Source organism: Mesorhizobium sp. Root102 (genome assembly GCF_001425625.1).
Classification (GTDB): Bacteria; Pseudomonadota; Alphaproteobacteria; order Rhizobiales; family Rhizobiaceae; genus Mesorhizobium.
The window spans coordinates 145,712-168,906 of record NZ_LMCP01000005.1; the positions used below are offsets into that span (position 1 = coordinate 145,712).

Consider the following 23,195-nt stretch of genomic DNA (forward strand, 5'->3'; position numbering starts at 1 on the left):
ATAAAACATTCGTTCGTCAACAAAGGCAAATGTTCATCGAGAGATCGGAGAGCATGCGCCTCGCGGCGGACTGGGGAGTGTCTTTGCGCCGTGGCGCCAAAGGCTCGATGGAGCAACATTGCGAGGCGTCGAGCGAAGGCTCGGGGGCTCCAGGGGAGGAATAATGGATACTGTTCTCGCGGGCCTCAAAGGGGCCATCGACACGCTCGGCCCGACGATCCTGCTACCAATCGTCATTTTCATCATCGCCGTGGTTCTGGGCGCCAAGGTCAGCAAGGCTTTTCGCGCCGCCGTCACCATCGGCGTCGCCTTCATCGGCATCAATCTCGTGCTTGGCCTCATGTTCACATCGATCGGAGACGTTGCCAAGGCCATCGTCACCAACACTGGCATCCATCGCGACATCATCGATGTCGGCTGGCCTTCGGCTGCGGCGATCGCCTTCGGCTCATCGGTCGGCCTTTGGGTCATTCCGGTCGGCATCCTCGTCAACATCGTGCTGTTGCTGACACGCATGACGCGCACGCTCAATGTCGACGTCTGGAATTTCTGGCACTTCGCCTTTGTCGGCTCGCTGGTCGTCGCCGCGACAGACAATCTGGCCTATGGCATCGCGGTCGCAGCACTTGTCGCCGCGCTGTCGCTGCTCTTCGCCGACTGGTCGGCACGCGCGGTGCAACAATTCTACGGCGTGCCCGGCATTTCCGTGCCGCACCTCGCCTCGGCGCAGATCCTGCCGATCGCCATTGTGCTCAACTGGATCATGGACCGCATTCCCGGGATCAATCGCATCAACATCAACACCGATACGATCGAACGCAGGTTCGGCGTGTTCGGAGAACCTGTCGTGATGGGCCTGATCATCGGCCTCGTGCTCGGCGCGATCGCCTTCTACAATGCGGGTGATCTCAGCGTGGTGCTGGCAAAGGTTCTGGGCACCGGCATGACGCTGGCTGCGGTCATGCTGCTGCTGCCGCGCATGGTCAAGATCCTGATGGAAGGGCTGATCCCGGTTTCCGACGCCGCTCAGGCGTTCGTACGCAAGCGCACCGGCGACCGCGAGCTGCTCGTCGGCCTCGATTCGGCGATCCTGATCGGCCATCCGGCCGCGATCTCGTCGTCGCTGATCCTGGTGCCGATCGCGATCATCCTGTCCATCATCCTGCCAGGCAACCGCGTCATCCTGTTCGCCGACCTGGCGGTCATTCCCTTCATTGTCGCCATGACCGCGCCGTTGGTCAAAGGCAACGTGTTCCGCATGGTGGTGATCGGCACGGTGACGCTGGCCATCGGCTTCTACGTCGCCAACGCGCTGGCGCCGCTGTTCACTAGCGCCGCAGTCGCATCGGGCTTCAAGCTGCCGGCGGACGCGCTGCAGATCACCTCGGTGGTCGACGGCTTCCTGTGGGTGCCCTACGTGATCATCGAGGCCATGGGACTTGGTCTTGTCGGCATCATCGTGATGGCGGTGGTCGTCGCCGCGCTGTTCGTTCTCTACCGCCGTAATCCGCTCGGCTGGGAGCGGGCGGCTGGCGCCGAGGACGAGCCGGCCGAAGAGACGGTCTGAACCTGATAGCGCCTTGCGTTTGAACCGATCGTGCGCCCTTCACGGGCGCACGATTTCATCGACGGAGCAAAGAAATGGCTGACGGCCTCATGCAGCTTCTGGATCCCGAAGCGATCGTGCTCGGATCCGATGCATCGAGCAATGAGGAGATCATCCGCATCCTGGCGGGCCGGCTCGAGATGCTTGGCTATGTCAAAAGCTCCTATGCCGACGCGGTCGTGCGCCGCGAATTGACCATCCCGACCGGATTGCCGCTGGAGCGCCCCGACAACGTCGCGGTACCGCACACCGATCCGGAGCATGTGCTGAAGCCGGGCATCGCGATGGGCACGCTGAAGCAACCGGTGACCTTCGCCAACATGGAAGACCCCGACGAGATGCTGCCGGTCGGCTTCGTCTTCCTGCTTGCCATCAATGACAAGGACAAGCAGATTGAGGCGCTGCAGGCCGTCATGGCCATCATCCAGAACCCGCAAGCCTTGGACGGCTTGAGGTCGGCCAGAACCCTCGATGACGTGCGAGCCGTACTCGGCTGAAACAAGGAGAAGCAGAGATGTCCAGACAGAAAACCATTCTCTTTGCCTGCGGCACGGGCATCGCCACCTCGACCGCGGTCAACGTCGCCGTCACCGAGGAAATGAAGAAACGCGGCCTTACCTTCAATGCCCAGCAGGCAAAGGCCACCGAAGTGCCGGGACTGGCCGACAATGTCGACTTCATCGTCGCCACCACGCCGATCTCGGCTTCGGTGACCAAGCCGGTGATCAAGGGCCTCGCCTTCCTCACCGGCATCGGCAAGGACAAGATCCTCGACGAGATCGAGGCGCAGCTGCGCAAGTGACGGTCACGCAGCGACACGGAGACTGACGCGATCCGGCACGACCCCACTGGCGCGGCTTCAGACCACCCTGACGTAGGTCGTCATTCCCGATTTCTGATGCTCGATAATGTGGCAATGCAGCAGCCAGTCGCCGAGATTGTCGGCGACGAAGCCGAGCTGAACCTTCTCGTTGGGCTGGATGAGATAGGTGTCGGAGATGACAGGCTGAACCTGGCGCGTCGAGGATGACAGCACCTTGAAGCTCATGCCGTGCAGATGCATCGGATGGGATTGCGGCGTCAGGTTCTCCATATCGATGACATAGCTCCTGCCGAGCTTCAGTTCGGCCAGCGGCGCGGTCGGATCCGGCGTATCGCCGGGCCACGGTACCTTGTTGATTGCCCAGAAACTGTAGCCAAGCGATCCGCAGATGCCATCGCTCGGGACGTTTTCCGCCGTAGCGCTGAGCGCCAGGGAAATATGTTGGGCGCTGGTGAAATCCACCTCCGCCACCGGATTGACCTCCAGCGGAGCAAGATCACGAATGTCCCGCTTGAGGGAGTCTCCTGTCGCGAGCAGGGTCGCCAGGATTTTTGGCTTCGTGCCCCTGACGTCTCTCAGGCTGACGATCGCGCCCTCGTCGTCGGGCATGCGGATGGCCAGCTCCATGCGCTGACCGGGTCCAAGCAGCAAGGCATCGGGGGAAAAACGCTGCGGCACCGGATTGCCGTCCAGCGCGATGACTGACGCTTCGGCGCCATCGACGCGAAAGGCATAGATCCGGGTGACATCGGTGATGGCGACCCTGAGCCGAACCAGCCCTCCGGCCGGCGCGTCATACTGCGGCTGATCTAGCCAGTTGGCGGTGCGCACCGTGCCGTAAGTGCCGGTTCCTGCGGCATCGCGCGGCCGGAACTGGTCGATGAACTGGCCATCGTCGCCGAGGCGCCAGTCGCGCAGGTTGATGACAATTTCGGCGTCGAATTTCGGATCGTTCGGGTTTTCAACCACGATCACGCCGGTCAGGCCGTGACCCATCTGCTCCAGCGTGTTGCAATGCGGGTGATACCAGAAGGTGCCGGCGTCGGGTGGCGTGAAGGCGTAATCGAAATGATCGCCGGTGTAGACGTAGGGCTGGACCAGAAACGGGACGCCGTCCATCCTGTTTGGAACACGAATGCCATGCCAGTGGATCGTCGTCGGATCATCGATCGCGTTGACAAGGCGCGCGGTGAAAGGCGCGCCTTTTTTCATTCTGAGCACGGGCGGCATTCCGGCGTTACCATAGGTCAGCACATCCTTGGTCTGGCCGACATCCATCAGCTTCGCCTGGATCTTTGCCGTCTGCAAAACCACCGGCTCAGCTGTGGCAGCGGCCCAGCCGCCAAGCCGACCCATGGCCGAAAGCCCGATCCCGCCGGCACCGGCAACCGCGGCCGTTTTCAAAAACCCGCGGCGTGTGAGTACGGTCATTTGGCGCTCCAACTGCAAGGACGGCAGCCTTGGGTTTATCGCAGCCCTGGATCGTAAGCGAGAAGCCTGTGCAAGACCGACCTCCGCCACCGGCCCGCCGACAGGCGCGGACGGACAATCGACCGCAAGACGCATCGCCGTCGGAGAGGAGCGTGACTATTTCGACCGCACCCCATAGGCGGCAAGGAACGCTTCAACCGAGGCATCGGCATGCCGCTCAAGGTCGGCCTTCGAGCGCGGGTTGCTTCCGGTGAACATGGCTTCGTTCATGGGGATCCAGAGAAGCATTCCGAAGAGATGGCTGGCCGCCAAACGGGGATCGCTGGTCTGCAACAGGCCTCGACTGGTAAGCTTTTCAAAGCATGACGCCACCGAGGCAAGCATGCGCTCAAAACCTTTTTCATACCAACTGCGGCCAAGCTGCGGCATTCGATCCGCGTTGGCGATAATCAGACGCCGCAGCTTCAGCAAATCGTCGTCCATCAGCGTCGTTGTCATGCGTCGGGCAAGCTGCTGCAGACCGCCCTCCATGAATTTCGCCTCGGAAAGCAGCATCGTTACGGACTCGACAACATCGTTGGTCTGGCTGGCGGTGGACTCGACGACTTCGCTGAAAAGCGTCTCCTTGTCCGTGAAATGCTTGTAGACGGTCTGCTTGGAAGCGCCTGCCTTGGTGGCGATCTCTTCCATGCTGGTTCCATCATAACCCTTGGCGATGAACGCGGCCGTGGCCGCTTCGATGATTTCACGATCCTTGCGAGCCGATCTGGTCTCACCATTATTTTCCATAGCGCCTCTCAACCAGTACTAGACGGTACCGTTCCCGCAAGGTAGCTACGCTTACAGTACTAGACTGGCTAGTACTCGTCAACGAAAGCAAGGCTTGAACCGATGACCAAGATGATCTTCCTCAATCTGCCGGTGCGCGATCTGCAGGCGGCGACCAATTTCTATCTCGCGATCGGCGGCACGCTGAACCCGCAGTTCTCGAGCGACCAGGCCAGCTCGATCATGTTCTCCGACTCCATTGGGGTCATGTTGCTTACGCACAAGCATTACAGCCAGTTCACAGCGCGGGAGATCGGCGACCCCAAACGGGACAGCCAGATGCTGATAGCGCTCACCACCGACAGCAAGGACGAGGTCAATGCCATAATCGAGAAGGGCGTGGCGGCAGGCGGTCGCGCCGATCCCAACCCGGTGCAGGATCTCGGTTTCATGTTCAACCGCCACATCGAAGATCCGGACGGCAACGTCTGGGAGCTGCTGTGGATGAACCCATCCGCCATGCAATAGCCCACCGGAATCGAAGCGGGCCAGGATGACAATGGAGAAGCGATTGGCATTTGCCTGTCGCTTCTCCAACGGACGCGCCGGCATCAGCTATTCCGCCGCCTCGGCATAATGTGCCGGCACGTAGTTGAGGATGGGGCCAAGCCAGCGCTCGACCTCGGCCAATGGCATCGCCTTGCGGAGTGCATAATCCTCGACCTGGTCGCGTTCGACCTTGGCGACGCCGAAATAGTAGCTTTCGGGATGCGCCAGATAGATTCCCGATACCGAAGAGCCCGGCCACATCGCATAGCTCTCGGTCAGGCTAACCCCGGCATTGCCTTCGCCGTCGAGCAGTCGGAACAGCGTCGCCTTCTCGGTATGGTCGGGCTGTGCCGGATAGCCGGGTGCCGGGCGGATGCCGCGATAGGGTTCGCCGATCAGTTCGTTTGGTGCCAGATTCTCGTCGGGAGCGTAGGCCCAAAACTCCCTGCGCACCTTCTCGTGCATGCGCTCCGCAAAGGCTTCGGCGAAGCGGTCGGCCAGCGCCTTGACCATGATCGACGAATAGTCGTCGTTGGCGCGCTCGAAACGCTCGGCGATCGCCACCTCCTCGATGCCGGCGGTGACGATGAAGCCGCCGATGTAGTCCGGCTTGCCGCTATCCGCCGGCGCGACGAAATCCGACAGGGCGACATTGGATTTGCCGTCACGCTTGGTCAGTTGCTGGCGCAAGGTGAAGAAGGTCGCCAGGTCCTGTGACCGCTTCTCGTCCGTGAACAGCCTGATGTCGTCGCCGACGGCATTGGCCGGCCAGAAGCCGATGACGCCGCGCGGCGCGAACCATTTTTCGGCAATAATCTTCTTCAGCATCGCCTGCGCATCCTCGAACAGCTGGCGGGCGGCGGCGCCTTGCGCCTCGTCCTTCAGTATCTTCGGATAACGGCCCTTCAGCTCCCAGGTCTGGAAGAACGGCGTCCAATCGATATAGCGCGCGAGTTCCGTGAGATCCCAGTTCTCGAACACCTTCACGCCTGTGAAGGACGGCTTCGGCGGCTCATAGGCCGGCCAGTCGATGCGGTGCGCGTTGGCCCGCGCCTTGGCCAGCGGCAGCCGCTGCTTGTCGGCTTCGGAGCGGGCATGCGCGTCGGCGACCTTCTTGTATTCGGCGCGCACCGTGTCGACATAGCCGCTCTTGGTCTCGTTCGACAGCAAGGACGAAACCACGCCCACCGCCCTGCTGGCGTCTGTGACATAGACCGTCTGGCCCTTGGTGTAGCGCGGGTGGATTTTCACCGCCGTGTGCACGCGGCTCGTCGTCGCGCCGCCGATCAGCAATGGAATGTCGAAACCTTCGCGCTCCATCTCCGCGGCCATGTGCGCCATCTCGTCGAGCGACGGCGTGATCAGGCCTGACAGGCCGATGATGTCGACATTTTGCTCGCGTGCCGTCTGCAGGATCTTTGCCGCCGGCACCATGACGCCGAGATCGATGATCTCGTAATTGTTGCAGGCGAGCACAACGCCGACGATGTTCTTGCCGATGTCGTGGACATCGCCCTTCACCGTCGCCATCAGGATCTTGCCCGCTGTCTGGCGTTCGCCATTGTCGATGCCATTAGCGGCGTTGGCCAGCTTCTCGGCTTCCATATGAGGCAGCAATCCTGCGACGGCTTGTTTCATCACCCGCGCGGACTTCACCACTTGCGGCAGGAACATCTTGCCCGCGCCGAACAGGTCGCCGACGACGTTCATGCCGGCCATCAGCGGGCCTTCAATGACATGCAGCGGGCGCTCGGCGGCCAGCCGCGCTTCCTCGGTGTCGGCGTCGATGAACTCGGTGATGCCGTTGACCAGCGCGTGGCTGATGCGCTGTTCGACCGTCCATTCGCGCCAGGCGAGATCGCGCTCCTTGGCTTCCTGGCCCGCCGTGCCCTTGAAGCGTTCGGCGATCTCCAGCATGCGTTCGGTGGCGGTGCCGCCGGCCCTGGGCACGCGGTTGAGCACGACATCCTCGCAGGCCTCGCGTAGCGCCGGCTCGATCGTGTCGTAGACGGCGAGCTGACCGGCATTGACGATGCCCATGTCCATGCCGCGCTGGATGGCATGGTAGAGGAACACGGCATGCATGGCCTCGCGCACCGGCTCGTTGCCGCGGAACGAGAAGGACAGGTTCGACACGCCACCGGAAATGTGGACATGCGGCAGCGTCCCGGTGATCTCGCCCGTGGCCTCGATGAAGTCGACGCCGTAATTGTCGTGCTCCTCGATGCCCGTGGCGACCGCGAAGACATTAGGGTCGAAGACAATGTCCTCGGGCGGGAAGCCGGCCTGTTCGGTCAGGAGCTTGTAGGCGCGGGTGCAGATCTCGACCTTGCGCGCCTTGGTGTCGGCCTGGCCGTCTTCGTCGAAGGCCATGACGACCACCGCCGCGCCATAGGCCCGCACCAGCCTGGCATGATGCAGGAACGCAGCCTCGCCTTCCTTCATCGAGATGGAGTTGACCAGCGACTTGCCCTGCACGCATTTCAGGCCGGCCTCGATGATCTCCCATTTCGAACTGTCGACCATGACGGGAACGCGAGCGATGTCCGGCTCGGCGGCGATCAGGTTCAGGTATTCGACCATCGCTTTCTTCGAATCGATCAGCCCCTCATCCATGTTGATGTCGACGATCTGGGCGCCATTGGCGACCTGGTCGCGCGCCACGTCGAGCGCGGCGACATAGTCGCCCGCCGTGATCAGTTTTCTGAACTTTGCCGACCCGGTGACGTTGGTGCGCTCGCCGATATTGACGAACGGAATCTCGTCGGTGATCGTGAATGGCTCCAGCCCGGACAGGCGCATCCTGGGTTCGATGTCCGGAATGGCGCGCGGGGGATACTTCCGCACCGCTTCGGCAATGGCGCGGATATGTTCCGGCGTCGAGCCGCAGCAGCCGCCAACGATATTGACCAGCCCTTCCCTTGCAAACTCCTCGATCTGCGCGGCCATGAAGTCCGGGCTCTCGTCATAGCTGCCGAATTCGTTGGGCAGTCCGGCATTCGGATAGGCGCAGGTGAAGGTGTTGGCAACGCCGGAAATCTCCGCCAGGTGCGCACGCATGGCATTGGCGCCTAGCGCGCAGTTGAGGCCGATGGTGAAGGGGCTGGCATGGCGCACCGAATGCCAGAAGGCCGTCGGCGTCTGGCCGGACAGCGTGCGGCCGGACAGGTCGGTGATGGTACCGGAGATCATCACCGGCAGGCGCACACCCTTCTCGATGAAGATCTCTTCCGCAGCGAAGATCGCCGCCTTCGCGTTCAGCGTGTCGAAGATGGTCTCGATCAGGATGACGTCGGCGCCGCCATCGATCAATCCGCGCAGCTGTTCGCCATAGGCGAGGCGCAGATCGTCGAAGGTCACCGCGCGGTAGCCGGGATTGTTCACATCCGGCGACATCGAGGCGGTGCGGTTGGTCGGCCCCAGCGCGCCGGCGACGAACCGACGCTTGCCGTCCTGCTGCTCGGCCCGAATAGCGGCGCGCCGCACCAGCCGCGCGCCATCGCGGTTCAGCGCATAGACGGCACCTTCCATGCCGTAGTCGGCCTGGGCGATCGAGGTCGAGGAGAAGGTGTTGGTTTCCAAGATGTCGGCGCCTGAGATGGCGTACTGATAGTGGATCTCCTCGATGGCCTCGGGCTGGGTCAGGATCAGAAGGTCGTTGTTGCCCTGCTGGTGGCAGGCGCAGCCGGCGAAGGCCTCGCCGCGAAACTGGTCCTCCTCGAAGCCGAGGCCCTGGATCTGCGTGCCCATGGCGCCGTCGAGGATAAGGATGCGTTCGCGCGCCGCTGCCGTCAGCGCCGCAAGCACTTCCGATCCGTCGGACTTTGCCGCGACGGGGCCGAACAAAGCGTCCAGCGATGCAGAGTTCTGCGACATTTTTTATCCCTTTGGCGACAAGTTTTCTCATCTCACATAAGGATATCTTTATGTCAATATACGATAGGCGATCATCATTGTCACCCGTCGTTGCAAGTGCCTGGCTCCAGAGGGGCAATCGCTCGGTCAATGCAACTCGGCCAGCAAGGCTATCCCGCGTAAAGGCGATACCCGGAACAGAATTGATCTTCTTCTGCACGGCCTCGCGCAGGATCGGCACCGCTTGCTCGAAACGGGTAACGTCGTTTCGGCCCGCCAGCGAGCGTTAAAGTTGCCGACCTCGTTCTGCAGGCTGGCCCAACGGTCGGGATCGCGGTCGCGACCGACCTCGTCGGCGAGCGCCCGGATAGGTCAAATCTCGGCCGCAGCCAGCCTATTTGAAGCTGGCGATGGGCAAGAACTTCACCGCGGAGCCGGTGAAGCGGCGGTGATCGGACGTCTGTCCTCGCGGCTGGAATCCGTCGAGATAGACGTGCTCCGGCGCCCTGCGGATGAAATAGGCGGCAACAAGCCGCGCGGTCGCGGACCCCGTTCCATCGGCAATGCCGCGACCTCTCTGGAGCGGTCTGCTGGTGACCGCAGGCGCTTCAGCATCGGCGCGTGGCTGGACACGGTCGGCCTTCGGGCTGGTCCTGACCCGATCTTCGCGTTCCGATGCATGGGGGGCAAGCCGCTGGCCGGTCAGCCTGTCAAGGCCGTCATCGGCGTGGTTCAGGGCCAGCAAGGCACCGATTGCGTCGCCGGATTTGGCTGCTTCCGGTTGGCGCGTCGGGCTTGTCTGGCTTTCCGGCCGCCATGTCGGCAAGGGGATGTTGAGCGCCACCATGTCCGCCGCGACGCTCGCGAGAACGGCATCCCCGCCCAAAGGAATGTCGGCACCGGTTGCTGCCGGCTTGGCCACCGCCAGTTCGGCCCGCGCCATGGACGCACCGGCGATTGCGGACCGTGCGGTTTCCGGTGTCGGAACACGCGCCGCAAGTTCGGCGCGAGGGGCGAAGGCGGGCAGCGGCACCGAGCCCGGTGCCATGGCCATGACGATCGCTTCAGGCGTCTTCCCCGTCTGCCCAGATGGCGGTTCCTCCCCTGGATAGCTGGCAGCCATTTGGATGTCCGCCCGCTGGGCATCCCGCGGCTGCACGATGGCGATACCCTGTCCGACCGGCCTGGGCTCAACAGACCTGGCCGGTTTGCGCGGCGCCGACACCGCTTCCGCGACATCATCCGACTCGTCTCCGCCACCCAAAAGCGTCGCCAGTAGGCCACGCGCCTGTCTGCGTTGGCCGCCATCAACGCTTGCCAGCTCGATGTTGGGCGTGCCGGCGCCCTTGCGCGATTTGTAGGCGGCAAACGCCTGCTCGTAGCCGGGCAGCGGTCTGCCGTCGCTTGGCACATGCAGTGTGTTGCCGTTCGGAAATACCCTGGCTAGTTCCTGGCGGCTGATGCCCGGCCAATGCCGCACATTGCCGACATCCATGTGTATGAAAGGCGAACCGGAGGTAGGGTAATAGCCTACGCCGCCGCCCTGCATCTTGAGGCCGATATCGCGCAGCTTCTTCAGCGGCACATCCGGCAGGAAGAAATCCATCGCGCGGCCTACCATGTGTTGACTCTCTCGAGCTACGCCCTTCGAGCGGCTGCGCAGCATTGCGTTCGTCGCCGGCGAACGATAGGCGCTGACCACATGGATATAGGCTCTTGATCCACTGGCGCGATAGGCCTGCCAGACAAGATCGAGCAGGCGCGGATCCATCTTCGTCGGTTCGTTGCGACGCCAGTCGCGCAGCATGAGATTGATCTTCTTCAATCCCGCCGGATCGTAGCGCCCATTGCGCTTGAAGACGATTTCGGCCTTCTCGCCCGTATGGAGATGTTGAATCTTCAAAGCGCGCGTCTCCGCCAACGCGCTGCTGACGCAGAGGCAAAGGAACGCCACCATGATGGCCGGCAGCAATGTCCAACGATGGGAAGCGCCGGGCGTGTTTTGCTCGTTTTCAATCACGTTCATGCCTTGCAAATTGTTTTGTTTTCAGGCGATTTGACGTCGGCGTCGAGATGAAGAGCTCGTCTTCGGCGTCCTCGACCTGACAAGGCATGGACTTGACCGGCGCAGACGGGCATCCATCCCACAACGCGCCTGTCGAAGAACATCATCTTGGTTAATGAATCGTGTCGGTGCCGAGAATGCGATTCGACCGGTGGGTGCCTGTAACAACTCTTGGAGCCAGGGCTCCCCGCTGCAGCTAGGTCAGTGAGGTTTTCCAATCCTAGTCCCGGACAGCATCGGCAAACGCATCAATGGCTGGCGAGTGTGAGCGCCCTGCGACAGTAACCAACGACACTTGCGGATGATTTCGGGATCGACCACAGGCTGGTGGCACCCCCATTCCCGCCGCGACTATCGCCAGAATCCAATCCTCGCGCTCACTACGATGTGCACTTTCGATCTCTATCCCGAGGCTTCTGCAAAGCTCGTCGATGTGATCGCTGTATTCGCAGTTGATGCGGTCGAGGTAGGGCTGCTCGTGGACATCGGAAAGATGGAGCGTGTTGCGCAGTTCAAATGGATGGCCTGTCGAAAAAGCGAGGCCAAAACGCTCGGTATAAACCGGTGTCAGGGACGGTCGTCGCGGAGATGAGGTGACCAGGTCCTGTTCGCTAGAAACTCCGAAGCGGAAGATTTTAGAAAAGCAATTACTAATATAATGACGTGACAGCGCCAGTATCCGCGTCGCGTATGGGAGGATGCCATGACCGATGGTGGAATGAACGTCACGAAATTTGAATCCAAGTCTCACAACAAGCCGGATGAGGTTCGCTCGCCCAACAAGACACGCGTCGAAGTGGTGCGGCTTCCCGGTTTCACGCTCGGACGGCTCAACATGGAGCCAGGATGGAAATGGTCGGAGTGCGTGAAGCCCGTCGTCAAGACCGACAGCTGTCAGGTGTCGCATGTCGGTTACGTTGTATCCGGAGCGATCACCATCAGATTGGATGACGGCACCCAGAAAACCTTCGAACAAGGCACATCCTATACAATTCCGCCCGGCCACGACGCCTGGGTGGAAGGCAACGAACGCATTGTGTGTATCGAAGTCACGAGCGCCGAGCGGCATGCCAAACCAGCGTAGGACAGAACGCAGAACTGCTGGCTGGCGGGGTTTGCGTCGGGCGACGGGCTGCTGTCGCGCCATCAAATTATTTGACGCGGAACACTATGTAACCGCACCTCCACCCGTTCCGCGGGCAACGAGACGCTTCAAGGCCCGCAGCGAGAACCGGCAACGGCACTGAACTAGCTCTCCGCCTCTCCTATTCGGTGCCGGCGAGCCACCGCACCATGTTCGCCATCAACTTGCCGTAGAGCGGCCATTCGAGGAAATCCTGCGACAGCCAATGCGGACCGATGTCGGTCGTCCAGGCGACCGTGCGGCCGCGACCGTGGTTGCAAACGGCAAGGAGTGGCCAGTCCGTGCCGCGGTGATGGCAGGTTGCCAAAAGACGGGATGAGCCATCATGCCTGAATTCCAGCTTGTTCATGCCGAGGATCGGAGGCAACGGCCCGTCGATGCCGGAAAAGATTGGGTGGGATGTTTGCAGGATGGAGGCTTGAAGACCTTGCGGCACCTCCATGCCGTCGCAATACGGCAGGCAACGGACAGGCAGCACATCTTCGACCGGGGTGTCGTAGAATCGCGCTGTTCCGAACATGCCCTGAAAGCCCATATAGCCGCCGGCCAGCATCAGCCCACCGCCACCTTCGACATAGGTCTTGAGCAGATCGAGGCGGTTGACACCGACACGGCCGGCCCGGGCTTCCGGCGTCACCAGCAAGGTCAGCGCGCCGACATCGGAAATCACCACCGCCTGATATTGGGCGAGCGCATCCAGATCAGAGGGAAACTCGGCGGCGCACCGATCACCGCCGATCTGTGTCACCGCGACGCCCTCGGCGGCGAGGGCGGCATTGAAGGTCGTTGCACCATTGGTGGAGGTCGCGCTTGTGAGCACATCGCCACCTATGGCGACCGAAGTCGTTGCCGCGAAGGTTTCGCCTGCAAGCAGCACTTTCATAGTCGCCCCACATTGTCCGATAGATCGAGTTGAGAGGACGCCGGCTGGAATCGGCGCCCCCGGGGGTTCGATAACCGCCGTATCAGAACTTGAACTCAGCCAGATTTTCGGGGGTCACGATTTTCGCTGGTCCAAGGATCAATTCGCCGCCGGCCCCAATCGTGTATTCGCCGAGCCTGCCTGCCTTGAACTTGTCACCCTCCTTGCCGGTGATCTTGCACTGCGCAAGCGCCTGGGCAGTTTGATAGGTAAGATAGCCAAGATCGGTGACGTTCCACCAGATATCCTGAGCAGCGCCGTCCTTGATGTATTTCGAGATCAAAGTGGCCGGGGCCAGGCCGGTCAGTTTGACCTTGCCGATCATGCCCGCCTCCTCAAGTGCACGAGCGGCCGCAGGAAGGCCAATGCCTGCTGGAACGATGATCACCTTGAGATTCGGAAACGCTTGCACCAGCGCCAGTGCCTGCTGCTGGTTGATCTGTTCGCTTTCTTCGCCATAGGCGACCTGCACGAGCTTCATTTTGGAAAACTTCGGCTCGGCCGCCATTTTCGCCTTCATGAAGTCGATCCAGGCGTTTTGGTTGGTCGCCGTGGGCGTCGACGACAGGATCGCGAATTCGCCTTCACCGCCGCTAAGATTGAATGCACTTTCCAGCATCATTTCGGCGAGACTGTCGCCCTTCACTTGATTCACGAATACCGCGCGGGCGTCGGCCGCCACATCGGAGTCATACGAAATGACGCGGACGCCCTGCTGGACGGCACGCTTCAGCGCAGGCGCAACGGCATTGGCGTCGTTGCCGGCAATTGCGATGACCCCGACCTTCTGCGACACGAGACTATTGATGAATTCAATCTGCGCCTCTGCCGTCGCTTGCGATGGGGCGACCTGGGTAGCTGTGCCGCCAATTTCCTTCGCCGCCTCTTCGGCCCCTCCAAAGGCCACCTTGAAGTAGGGATCGGTGTCGAGCTTGGGCAGGAAGCCGACCGTTACCGGCTCCTTGGCGCATTCCTGGCTCAGAGCCAGCGAGGTCGGTGCGAGCAGAACCGCGGATGCGAGCAGGGCTAATCTAAACGCTTTCATTGTGACTCCTCCATCAAAAATTCGGGCTTGAAGAAAGGGGCCCGAGATCACCCCTTGTTTTCGCGCAAGACGCGCGATCTTGAGAGCCGCTCCTGTGCTGAGCGCCAGTAATTGCCGACCAGCAGCGAGCCGATCAAAAGCAGCCCGATGATCATGCCCTGCGCGTCGCCGCCGATCTGGTTGAGCGCCAGAACGTTGCGGATCACGGCAATCAGAACCAGGGCCAGCATCACGCCGGTCAGGCGACCCTTGCCGCCAAAGACGCTGACACCGCCGAGCAACACGATGGTGATGACGTCAAGTTCCATGCCAAGTGCGTTGTTGGCGCGGGCGTTGGAAAGGCGCGCGGTATAGACGACACCGGCGACGGCCGCGACGATACCGGAGACGACGAACAGGTTCAACACCATGCGGCGCGTATCGATGCCGGAATAGCGCGCTACTTCTGGACTGCCGCCGAGCGCGTAGATGCGCTTGCCGGTCGGCGTCTTCTGCAGGATGACGGCAAACACCGGCGCCAGCACCAGGAATGGCACGATAGTCCACGGTATCTGCGTGCCCGGCAGGTTGTTGATGCCGAAATCGACGACCGCAGGCGGCAGGATGTTGACCGAACCGGTGCCGAGCAGGATGTAGCCAATACCGCGATAGAGCGCCATGGTGCCGAGCGTCACCACCAGCGACTGCAGTCCCAAGCCCGAGACCAGATAACCGTTGAAGGCGCCGAGCAGCCCGCCGGCGACGAGCGTTAGCGGGATTGCCGCCAGCGTCGGCACGCCGGCTTGAACGAGCAGGCCAAAGACCACGGATGCCAGCGCCAACACCGAGGCGATCGACAGGTCGATCTCGCGGGTGATGATGAGGAGCGTCATCGGCAGGATCAGCAACGCCTTTTCCGAGGCGCTTGCAGCCAGTTGGGAGAGATTGAAGCCAGAAACGAAATTCGGCACGAAGATCGCCGCATAGAGGAAGATGGCGAGACAGGAGACTGCCAGCAGCAGGTCCCAGAAGTCGATCGAGCGCAGGAACTTTCTCATCTCGCCCTCGCCAGTCTCGCCTGCTCGGCGCGCCGCACGATGAAGGTGTCGATGCCGATGGCTACCAGGATCACCAGGCCGTAGACACCCTGCAGCCACAGTGGATCGACGCGCACCAGTGTCAGCCCGTTCTTGATGACCAGCAAAGTGAGCGCACCGAGGATGATACCGAGCAGCGTGCCCGAACCGCCGCGGATGGCGACGCCGCCGACCACCGCCGAGGCGATCACTGTGAGTTCGAAGCCGAGCGCGACACGCGCATCGATGGTGGCGTAGCGCGATGCCCACAGAGCGCCGCACAGGCCGCCGAGCAGGCCGGCCATGCCGAAGGCCAGAAGGATGCGGCGGTCGACGGGGATGCCGATGAGACGCGCGCCGTCCGGGTTGGAACCGGTGGCGAACAGTTCGCGCCCAATGGCCGTGCGGTAGAGCAGCACGTAGCCGGCGCACAGGATGACAATGGCGATAACGACGATCAGCGGCACGCCGGCGATCTTCAGGCCCGTCATGTCGAGCCAGGCCTGCGTGACCTCGTCGGCGCTGATCTGGTCGCCCGCCGCCCAGATCGAGTTGAAGCCGCGAAAGATCGACATCGAGGCCAACGTAACGACGATGGCCGGTATCCTTCCCCTGGTAACGACAAGGCCGTTGGCCAGACCGGCGATACAGCCGACCGCGCATGCAGTCGCCAGGCCGATGCCGATGTCGAGTCCCGGATAGGCCTGAACCATGCTGGCCGCCATGTAGGCTGAAAGACCGATCACCGCGGCGATCGAAAGGTCGATATTGCGGGTGATCAGCACCAGCATCTGTGCGAGTGCTGCAACAACCAGCAAGGCAGCATCCATCGACACGGCGGTCAGGTTTGCCGCGCTCACCATGCGCGGGTTGATGATGGTGACCGGAATGGCGACCGCCAGCATCGCGGCCAGCAAACCGAACTCACGCCGCTTTAGGAAATCGAACGGTCCCTTTTTCTTTTCGTTGAAGGCGGCACGCTCCGCCTGCGCCGCCGGATCGATGGGCTCATCGGTTTTCGTCGCCGCTTCCAGCACCTTTTCCTGGGTGGCTTCGCCCCTGGCGAATTCGGCCATCCGATGACCTTCGCGCAGAACGACTATGCGATCGCACATGCCGATGAGTTCGGGCATCTCGGAAGAGATCAGGATGATCGCCATGCCCTGGGCTGCAAGGTTGGCGATCATCGCGTGCACTTCCGCCTTGGTGCCGACATCGATGCCTTGCGTCGGCTCATCGAGGATGAGGACGCGCGGTTCGGTACGCAGCCATTTGGCCAGCACCACCTTCTGCTGATTGCCGCCGGAAAGTTCCTTGACCGGCTGACCGTAGCCGGAGAAGCGCAGCTTCATGCGCTTCAGCCAGTCCGCAACCAGGTCGATGGCGCGGTCCGTGCTGTAGAGGCCGGAGGGCGCCGCCTTGTCGAGAACCGGCAGCACGGCATTGTCGAGGATGGAGAAATCCATCACCAGGCTCTGGCCCATTCGGTCTTCCGAAACATAGGCGATGCGAGCATCCATAGCGTCACGTGCGGATGCGAAGCGCACGGCTTCTCCATCGATCAGCATTTCGCCGCCATCGGGCTGGTCGATACCGAACAGCACGCGCGCGATCTCTGTCCGCCCGCTGCCAACCAAGCCGCCCAGCCCGAGCACCTCCCCGGCATGCAGCTTAAAGTCGACGTCGGAGAAGCCGCCGGCGCGCGAAAGCCCCCTCGCCTCCAGCACCAGCGCGCCGGTGGCGTGGTCACGTTCCGGATAGAGGTCGGTCACCTCGCGGCCGACCATCATGCTGATTGCGGCCGCGCGGCCAAGCTCGGCCTTCGGCTTGACGCCGATGAGACGGCCGTCGCGCAGCACCGCAATGCGGTCGGCGATACGGAAGATCTCGTCCATGCGGTGACCGACGAACATCATCGCCACGCCGTGCAGCCTGAGATCGGCGACGACGGTGAACAGCCGTTCGACCTCGCGCTGAGACAGCGCCGCCGTGGGCTCGTCCATGATCAGCACACGCGCGTCGAGCGACAGGGCGCGGGCGATTTCCACCAATTGCTGCTCAGAGGTCCGCAGCGCGCCTAACCGCGTTGCCGACCGCACGTTGAGGCCGACCGTTGCCAACACCTTGCGGGCGCCGGCAAGCATTGCGGCATTGTCGATGCCGCCGAAGCGGTCACGCGGCATGTGCCCGAGATAGATGTTTTCCGCGACCGAAAGATCCGGAAACAGGCCGGGATGCTGGTGCATGACCGCGATACCGGCGGTCTGGGCGTCGTGCGGCGAATGGAACGTCACAGGCTTGCCGTCGACTTCGACATGGCCACCGGTGGGAGAATGAACGCCGGCCAGCAGCTTCACACAGGTGCTCTTGCCGGCGCCGTTTTCGCCAAGCAGAGCCAGCACCTCGCCTGGGCGCAATTCGAAAGTCGCGTCTCTGAGGGCAATCGTGCCGCCAAAGGCCTTCGTTGCCTGAACCAGGGCAACCGGAACGGCCACTCCCCGGCCCGCCGTGGCGTCGGCGTCGCTATATGCGCCTAGCTGCAACACCTTCCTCCCGGCATTGTTATTTTTTCAATTTGCTATATTAAATGGCTTGAAGCCGCAATAGGAAAATTGACTTAGACGGCTCCGACGCGCACTGTTGCATCTCCCACAGGCGTCGTCCATCGTGACTCGACCGGAGTGGTTTCAGGGCCGCGCGTGCTGGGCTGAGCGGTAACAAACAAATCTGGAGGCTCCGCTTTGTCGGGAAAAGGCAGCAATTCCGTCAAGGTTCGGCACTATAATGAGCGTTTTGTGCTCGATGCCATCCGCCGCCTGAAGGAGGCATCCAAGTCTGACTTGGCACGCGCCGCAAACCTGACGCCGGCTGCAGTTGCCACCATAGTTGATGGACTGGAGGCATCCGGATTTGTAAAGCAAGTGGGAAAAAGATTTGGACAACGCGGATCGCCGTCCACACTTTACAGGTTGACGGCAGAACGAATTTACAGCGTCGGCATCAAGATCGGTCGGCGCGCGCTGGAAGCCGTGCTCGTTGACTTCGCAGGCGAGGTCCGCGCCCGCGACTCACACGAATACCGCTTTCCGGATCCGGATCTGGTGCTCAAAGCCGGGAACATGTCACTGGCCAATTTCGAAAAACTGGTTGCCGGACTTGGCGACGCCAGCATCGTCGGGGTCGGTATCGCTTCGCCTTATTTCCTCGGTGGCTGGAGCGAGGAACTCGGCTTTCCTGGTGACCTTGGCAACCGCTGGGACGCGATCGATCTGACGAAATTCTTCGCCACGAGGCCGAAGACTCCAGTTTTCGTGGAGAACGACGCGTCTTCAGCGGCGCTTGCCGAACTTATCCAGGGCGCTGGTTCCCGATTCCGCGACTTCATGCACATCTCGATCGACACTTTCGTCGGCGGTGGGCTGGTGCAGGGCGGCAAGGTTCATACCGGGCCACACGGCAACAGCGCCGCGCTCGGCCCTTTGCCGGTTTCGCCATCAAGCCTCGATTCGGTGGCGGCCAATCCTGCGCGTTATCAAAGCCTGCTGCATCGTGCTTCCATTTATGTGCTGGTCAATCACCTCAAGTCGCGCGGCATCGTCATCAATCGCGTGCGGGAACTGGACCCATTGCCGGCGGGTGCCCGCGAACCGCTGTTCGAATGGATCGACGATTGCGCCAACGCGCTGGTCGAGGCGATCATCGCCATCACCTCCGTCATCGACATCGAGGCGATCGTTCTCGACAGTATTCTGCCGCGACCGATTCATGTCGAACTCCTGGCAAGGGTGCAGACCCAGTTCTACAGGATCAGCGCTATTGGCATCGTGGCGCCGGAAATCGTGTCGGGACAATTCGGCCCCGAGGCTTCGCCGATCGGCGCTGCCATGTTGCCATTCTCGGCGCTTCTCGCCCCCGACAGCGGCGTGCTGATGATCGGCAAGGACAGAACAATGTTGCTGGGCAGTCTTTCGATGCTTGCCAGCCAAAGCCAACCACCAACAAGCACAGCGACTTCAAAGAGATCGACTGGTGCTGCGAGAGAGGATTGAACTCTCGACCTCTCCCTTACCAAGGGAGTGCTCTACCACTGAGCTACCGCAGCCGCTGATGGCGGGGCTTCTGCCATATCGAACCGGCAAGCGCAAGGCCAAGCGCAACGCTTCTGTGAAAGCCTTTGCCGGATAGCTTTTAATGACATGGCGGCGCCACAATGTTGGCTATGCCTCATTGGGAGGTTGGCTGGGTCACCGGCCGGGACGGGACGATGGACGACAAGACAATTCCAGTGAAAAAGGGCGGTACTAACCGCAAGGATCGGCTCGCCGAGCAATTGCGCGCCAATCTGCAGAAGCGCAAGGCGCAGTCGCGCTCGCGGCGCAGTGGTGACGCCGACAAGCGGCGCGCCGGGGAGGCCGACCAGCGGCCGGACGGGCTCGCTGCATCGAAGGAAATACAAAAAGATTAACTCAAATCGGCCACTCTTGGCCCGGGGTGGGCGAAATCCTATTTCTTGAACCAAGCCGGCCAATGGTCTAGACGGGCCGCTACTCAAACGATTGAACCGGCCCTTTTTGGCCGAGAGGGACGTTCTTCCATGGATCGCATCAGAATTGTCGGGGGCAACAAGCTCTCCGGAAGCATTCCGATCTCGGGCGCGAAAAACGCGGCCCTGCCCCTGATGATCGCCTCGCTGCTCACCGACGACACGCTGACGCTGGAAAACGTGCCGCATCTGGCCGATGTCGAGCAGCTGATCCGCATTCTGGGCAATCACGGCGTCGATTATTCGGTCAATGGTCGCCGCGAGAAGCAGAACGAGGGCTATTCGCGCACCATCAACTTCTCCGCCCGCAACATCGTCGACACGACGGCGCCTTACGAGCTGGTGTCGAAGATGCGCGCGTCGTTCTGGGTGATCGGCCCGCTGCTGGCCCGCATGGGCGAAGCCAAGGTGTCGCTGCCCGGTGGTTGCGCCATCGGCACGCGCCCTGTCGATTTGTTCCTCGAAGGCCTGCAGGCGCTGGGTGCCGATATCGACGTCGACACCGGCTATGTCATCGCCAAGACCCGGAATGGCCGCCTTGTCGGCAACCGCTATGTGTTCCCGAAGGTCTCGGTCGGCGCCACCCATGTGCTGATGATGGCGGCAGCACTGGCCAAGGGCGAGACGGTGCTGGAAAATGCCGCCTGCGAGCCCGAGATCGTCAACCTCGCCGAGTGCCTCAACGCCATGGGCGCGAAGATTTATGGCGCCGGCACGCCGACCATCACCATCGACGGCGTCGAATCGCTCTCCGGCGCCCGCGTCCGAGTCATTCCCGACCGCATCGAGACCGGTACCTATGCCATGGCCGTCGCCATGACCGGCGGCGACGTCGTTCTCGAAGGCGCGCGTCCGGAACTGCTGCAGACCGCGCTCGACGTGATCGCCCAGACGGGTGCCGAAATCACGCCGACCAATTCCGGCATCCGTGTGAAGCGCAACGGCGCCGGCATTTCGCCGGTCGATGTGACGACAGCGCCGTTCCCGGCCTTCCCGACCGATCTGCAGGCGCAGTTCATGGGCCTGATGACGATGGCCAAGGGCAAGTCGCGCATCACCGAGACGATTTTCGAAAACCGCTTCATGCATGTGCAGGAGCTGGCGCGGCTCGGCGCCCACATCACGCTTTCGGGCCAGACGGCGATCGTCGACGGCGTGCCGAAGCTGAAGGGCGCGCCGGTCATGGCGACCGATCTTCGCGCCTCTGTGTCGCTGGTCATTGCCGGCCTGGCTGCGGAAGGCGAGACCACGGTCAACCGGGTCTACCATCTCGACCGCGGCTTCGAACGGCTGGAAGAAAAGCTGTCCAACTGCGGCGCGGTGATCGAGCGGATTTCGGCGTAGACGCATCGGCGGGATTCCAGGCGTCAGACAATTTTCGATCTCGGCGCCGCCCCTCATCTGCCTGCCGGCATCTCTCCCCATATCAGCGACGGGAGAAGGGGCTGCCCGCAACGTCGGTTCCCTTCCGCAACGCTGGATAGTGGCGAAATCCTCATTGAAGGCGTCCTTCTCCCCCGTCCCTACACGGGGAGAAGTGACCGGCAGGGCGATGAGGGCAGCGCAAACCGAAGCTGTTGGCGCGGTTGCACGGATCGCCAAGACCGCCTAACAGAAGGCTGAACAATCAACCTTCAGGTGCGAAAACCGCATGACCGCCCTTAAGCTTATCGCGCTCGACGATCAGGATCTGAGCATTATTTCGGCCCATGTCCAGGACGCCGTGATGAAGATCAGTGATCTCGAATACCTGCCTGCGGCCAAGCGTTTCGTGCTGACCATGAACCGTTTCGTGTGGGAGGCCAAATCCGGCCTGTTTCGCCAGCACAACGAGCGGCGCCAGGCAGTGCTGCATTTCGACCGAGTGCTTGGCGCCAAGACCAACGGCCTCGCCCGCGACAAGCCGAATGAGGTCCTGTCCCTGCTGGCGATCAGCTTCATCGAGATCAGCAAGCCGGCCGGCATCGTCGAGCTGATCTTTGCGGGCGGCGGCACGATCATGCTCGATGTCGAATGCATCGAGGCGCGCCTCGCCGATGTCGGCGGAGCGTGGGAAGCCACCTCGCGCCCCATCCACAAGGCTTGAGCGTCCGATGGCCATCACGCTTCGTCAGTCCGACGCCGATTTCGAGCAGCGTTTTGCCGCCCTCCTGCTGACTAAGCGGGAAGTGTCCGCCGATGTCGATGCCGCGGTGCGCGACATCATCGCGCGCGTGCGCGCCGAGGGCGACGCGGCCTTGATCGACTACACAAGGAAATTCGACCATGCCGACCTCGGCAGTCTCGGCATTGCCGTCTCGAAGAACGACATCGCCCAGGCTTACAAGGCCGCCGACCCAAAGACGATCGAGGCGCTGGAATTCGCGCGCGACCGCATCCGCTCTCATCATGAACGGCAGCGACCGAAGGACGATCGCTATACGGATGCCGCCGGCGTCGAGCTCGGCTGGCGCTGGACGGCGGTCGAGGCGGTCGGGCTCTATGTGCCGGGCGGCACGGCAAGCTATCCAAGCTCGGTGCTGATGAACGCCATTCCGGCGAGGGTGGCCGGCGTCGAGCGCATCGTCATGGTGGTGCCGGCGCCCGGCGGCAGCATCAATCCGCTGGTGCTGGTGGCGGCCGATATATCAGGCGTGTCGGAAATCTACCGCGTCGGCGGTGCCCAGGCGATCGCAGCACTTGCCTATGGCACAGAAACGATCAGGCCGGTCGCCAAGATCGTTGGCCCCGGCAATGCCTATGTCGCGGCGGCCAAGCGGCAGGTGTTCGGTACCGTCGGCATCGACATGATCGCCGGGCCATCGGAAGTGCTCGTCGTGGCCGACGGCAGCAACGATCCGGACTGGATCGCCGCCGATCTGCTGGCCCAGGCCGAGCACGACACATCGGCACAGTCGATCCTGGTCACCGACGATCCGGCCTTCGGCATTGCTGTCGAACAGGCGGTCGAGCGTCAGTTGCAGAGCCTGCCGCGCGCCGAGACGGCAGCGGCAAGCTGGCGCGATTTTGGCGCCGTGATCCTGGTTCCAACCATTGAATCCTCGCTGCCACTGGTCGACCGCATCGCCGCCGAACATGTCGAACTCGCCATCGACGACGCCGAGGGCTTCCTGGCGCGTATGCGCAATGCCGGTGCCGTCTTTCTCGGCCGCCATACGCCGGAAGCCATCGGCGACTATGTCGGCGGCTCCAACCATGTGCTGCCGACGGCACGCTCGGCACGTTTCTCGTCCGGCCTGTCCGTGCTCGATTTCGTCAAGCGCACGTCGATTCTCAAGCTTGGACCGGAGCAGTTGCGCCTCTTGGCGCCGGCGGCGATTGCGCTGGCCAGGGCGGAAGGCCTTGATGCGCACGGACGCTCCGTCGCGTTACGGTTGAACATGTAGGCC

19 protein-coding genes and 1 tRNA gene are annotated in these 23,195 nt (G+C 62.1%); 10 read left to right on the forward strand and 10 right to left on the reverse strand.

The annotated features are described in order from the left end of the window. Nucleotides 1–163 precede the first annotated feature (163 nt). From ASD12_RS07225 to ASD12_RS07235, 3 genes are all read left to right on the forward strand, one after another. Nucleotides 164–1,567, forward strand: coding sequence for a PTS transporter subunit IIC (locus tag ASD12_RS07225; protein ID WP_056583356.1), 1,404 nt, complete (start codon nucleotides 164–166; stop codon nucleotides 1,565–1,567). 74 nt (nucleotides 1,568–1,641) lie between these two features. Further along, nucleotides 1,642–2,103: a PTS sugar transporter subunit IIA gene (locus tag ASD12_RS07230; RefSeq protein WP_056583358.1), complete on the forward strand. Its 462-nt coding sequence runs from the start codon at nucleotides 1,642–1,644 to the stop codon at nucleotides 2,101–2,103. A gap of 17 nt (nucleotides 2,104–2,120) precedes the next feature. Then, nucleotides 2,121–2,408: a PTS sugar transporter subunit IIB gene (locus tag ASD12_RS07235; RefSeq protein WP_056583361.1), complete on the forward strand. Its 288-nt coding sequence runs from the start codon at nucleotides 2,121–2,123 to the stop codon at nucleotides 2,406–2,408. A gap of 57 nt (nucleotides 2,409–2,465) precedes the next feature. On the opposite strand, the gene ASD12_RS07240 is transcribed toward ASD12_RS07235, so the two are convergent. Both ASD12_RS07240 and ASD12_RS07245 read right to left on the reverse strand, forming a co-directional pair. Continuing rightward, complete coding sequence (locus ASD12_RS07240) at nucleotides 2,466–3,860, reverse strand: multicopper oxidase family protein (protein ID WP_056583363.1); 1,395 nt, start codon at nucleotides 3,858–3,860, stop codon at nucleotides 2,466–2,468. Between the two features lie 156 nt (nucleotides 3,861–4,016). Next, on the reverse strand, nucleotides 4,017–4,649 hold the full coding sequence (locus ASD12_RS07245; protein ID WP_056583366.1) for a TetR/AcrR family transcriptional regulator: 633 nt from the start codon (nucleotides 4,647–4,649) through the stop codon (nucleotides 4,017–4,019). 102 nt (nucleotides 4,650–4,751) lie between these two features. Here ASD12_RS07245 and ASD12_RS07250 point away from each other — a divergent pair, with 102 nt between their 5' ends. Further along, nucleotides 4,752–5,156 carry a VOC family protein gene (locus ASD12_RS07250; protein WP_056583368.1) on the forward strand — a complete coding sequence of 135 codons (405 nt, stop codon included), beginning with the start codon at nucleotides 4,752–4,754 and terminating at the stop codon, nucleotides 5,154–5,156. A gap of 87 nt (nucleotides 5,157–5,243) precedes the next feature. On the opposite strand, the gene metH is transcribed toward ASD12_RS07250, so the two are convergent. The 3 genes from metH to ASD12_RS32845 all read right to left on the reverse strand — a co-directional run bounded on the left by metH (nucleotide 5,244) and on the right by ASD12_RS32845 (nucleotide 11,848). Next, nucleotides 5,244–9,053 (reverse strand): methionine synthase, encoded by a 3,810-nt coding sequence (metH, locus tag ASD12_RS07255; RefSeq protein WP_056583371.1) that lies wholly within the window; start codon nucleotides 9,051–9,053, stop codon nucleotides 5,244–5,246. Between the two features lie 373 nt (nucleotides 9,054–9,426). Continuing rightward, entirely contained in the window at nucleotides 9,427–11,058 is a 1,632-nt protein-coding gene (locus ASD12_RS07260; RefSeq protein WP_056583373.1) for a DUF882 domain-containing protein, read from the reverse strand. A 259-nt stretch (nucleotides 11,059–11,317) separates the two neighbouring features. Continuing rightward, nucleotides 11,318–11,848, reverse strand: coding sequence for a LysR family transcriptional regulator substrate-binding protein (locus ASD12_RS32845; protein WP_244482768.1), 531 nt, complete (start codon nucleotides 11,846–11,848; stop codon nucleotides 11,318–11,320). Between ASD12_RS32845 and ASD12_RS07270 the strand changes: the two genes are divergently transcribed. Further along, on the forward strand, nucleotides 11,801–12,181 hold the full coding sequence (locus ASD12_RS07270; protein WP_056583377.1) for a cupin domain-containing protein: 381 nt from the start codon (nucleotides 11,801–11,803) through the stop codon (nucleotides 12,179–12,181). The two genes, ASD12_RS32845 and ASD12_RS07270, sit on opposite strands and share 48 nt — an antisense overlap. A gap of 181 nt (nucleotides 12,182–12,362) precedes the next feature. Here the strand turns inward: ASD12_RS07270 and ASD12_RS07275 are convergent, their stop codons facing one another. The 4 genes from ASD12_RS07275 to ASD12_RS07290 all read right to left on the reverse strand — a co-directional run bounded on the left by ASD12_RS07275 (nucleotide 12,363) and on the right by ASD12_RS07290 (nucleotide 17,806). Beyond that, complete coding sequence (locus ASD12_RS07275) at nucleotides 12,363–13,124, reverse strand: glutamine amidotransferase (protein WP_056583379.1); 762 nt, start codon at nucleotides 13,122–13,124, stop codon at nucleotides 12,363–12,365. 82 nt (nucleotides 13,125–13,206) lie between these two features. Then, complete coding sequence (locus ASD12_RS07280; protein WP_244482769.1) at nucleotides 13,207–14,259, reverse strand: rhamnose ABC transporter substrate-binding protein; 1,053 nt, start codon at nucleotides 14,257–14,259, stop codon at nucleotides 13,207–13,209. Next, the gene (locus tag ASD12_RS07285; protein ID WP_056583382.1) at nucleotides 14,256–15,245 is read right to left on the reverse strand and encodes an ABC transporter permease; all 990 of its coding nucleotides are present in this window, start codon (nucleotides 15,243–15,245) and stop codon (nucleotides 14,256–14,258) included. The genes ASD12_RS07280 and ASD12_RS07285 overlap by 4 nt, the downstream gene beginning before the upstream one ends. Continuing rightward, on the reverse strand, nucleotides 15,242–17,806 hold the full coding sequence (locus ASD12_RS07290) for an ATP-binding cassette domain-containing protein (protein ID WP_082525285.1): 2,565 nt from the start codon (nucleotides 17,804–17,806) through the stop codon (nucleotides 15,242–15,244). The genes ASD12_RS07285 and ASD12_RS07290 overlap by 4 nt, the downstream gene beginning before the upstream one ends. Nucleotides 17,807–18,058: 252 nt before the next feature. On the opposite strand from ASD12_RS07290, the gene ASD12_RS07295 reads away from it, so the two are divergent. Beyond that, the gene (locus tag ASD12_RS07295; protein WP_244482770.1) at nucleotides 18,059–19,312 is read left to right on the forward strand and encodes an ROK family transcriptional regulator; all 1,254 of its coding nucleotides are present in this window, start codon (nucleotides 18,059–18,061) and stop codon (nucleotides 19,310–19,312) included. Here the strand turns inward: ASD12_RS07295 and ASD12_RS07300 are convergent. Next, nucleotides 19,291–19,365: transfer RNA gene (locus ASD12_RS07300), tRNA-Thr, on the reverse strand. The two genes, ASD12_RS07295 and ASD12_RS07300, sit on opposite strands and share 22 nt — an antisense overlap. 162 nt (nucleotides 19,366–19,527) lie before the next feature. Here ASD12_RS07300 and ASD12_RS07305 point away from each other — a divergent pair. From ASD12_RS07305 to hisD, 4 genes are all read left to right on the forward strand, one after another. Continuing rightward, nucleotides 19,528–19,728: a hypothetical protein gene (locus ASD12_RS07305; RefSeq protein ID WP_056583384.1), complete on the forward strand. Its 201-nt coding sequence runs from the start codon at nucleotides 19,528–19,530 to the stop codon at nucleotides 19,726–19,728. A 129-nt stretch (nucleotides 19,729–19,857) separates the two neighbouring features. Continuing rightward, nucleotides 19,858–21,150 carry a UDP-N-acetylglucosamine 1-carboxyvinyltransferase gene (murA, locus tag ASD12_RS07310; protein WP_056583386.1) on the forward strand — a complete coding sequence of 431 codons (1,293 nt, stop codon included), beginning with the start codon at nucleotides 19,858–19,860 and terminating at the stop codon, nucleotides 21,148–21,150. A gap of 307 nt (nucleotides 21,151–21,457) precedes the next feature. Further along, the gene (locus ASD12_RS07315; RefSeq protein WP_056583387.1) at nucleotides 21,458–21,892 is read left to right on the forward strand and encodes a DUF2948 family protein; all 435 of its coding nucleotides are present in this window, start codon (nucleotides 21,458–21,460) and stop codon (nucleotides 21,890–21,892) included. Between the two features lie 7 nt (nucleotides 21,893–21,899). After that, nucleotides 21,900–23,192, forward strand: coding sequence for a histidinol dehydrogenase (gene hisD, locus ASD12_RS07320; RefSeq protein WP_056583389.1), 1,293 nt, complete (start codon nucleotides 21,900–21,902; stop codon nucleotides 23,190–23,192). Nucleotides 23,193–23,195 lie beyond the last annotated feature (3 nt).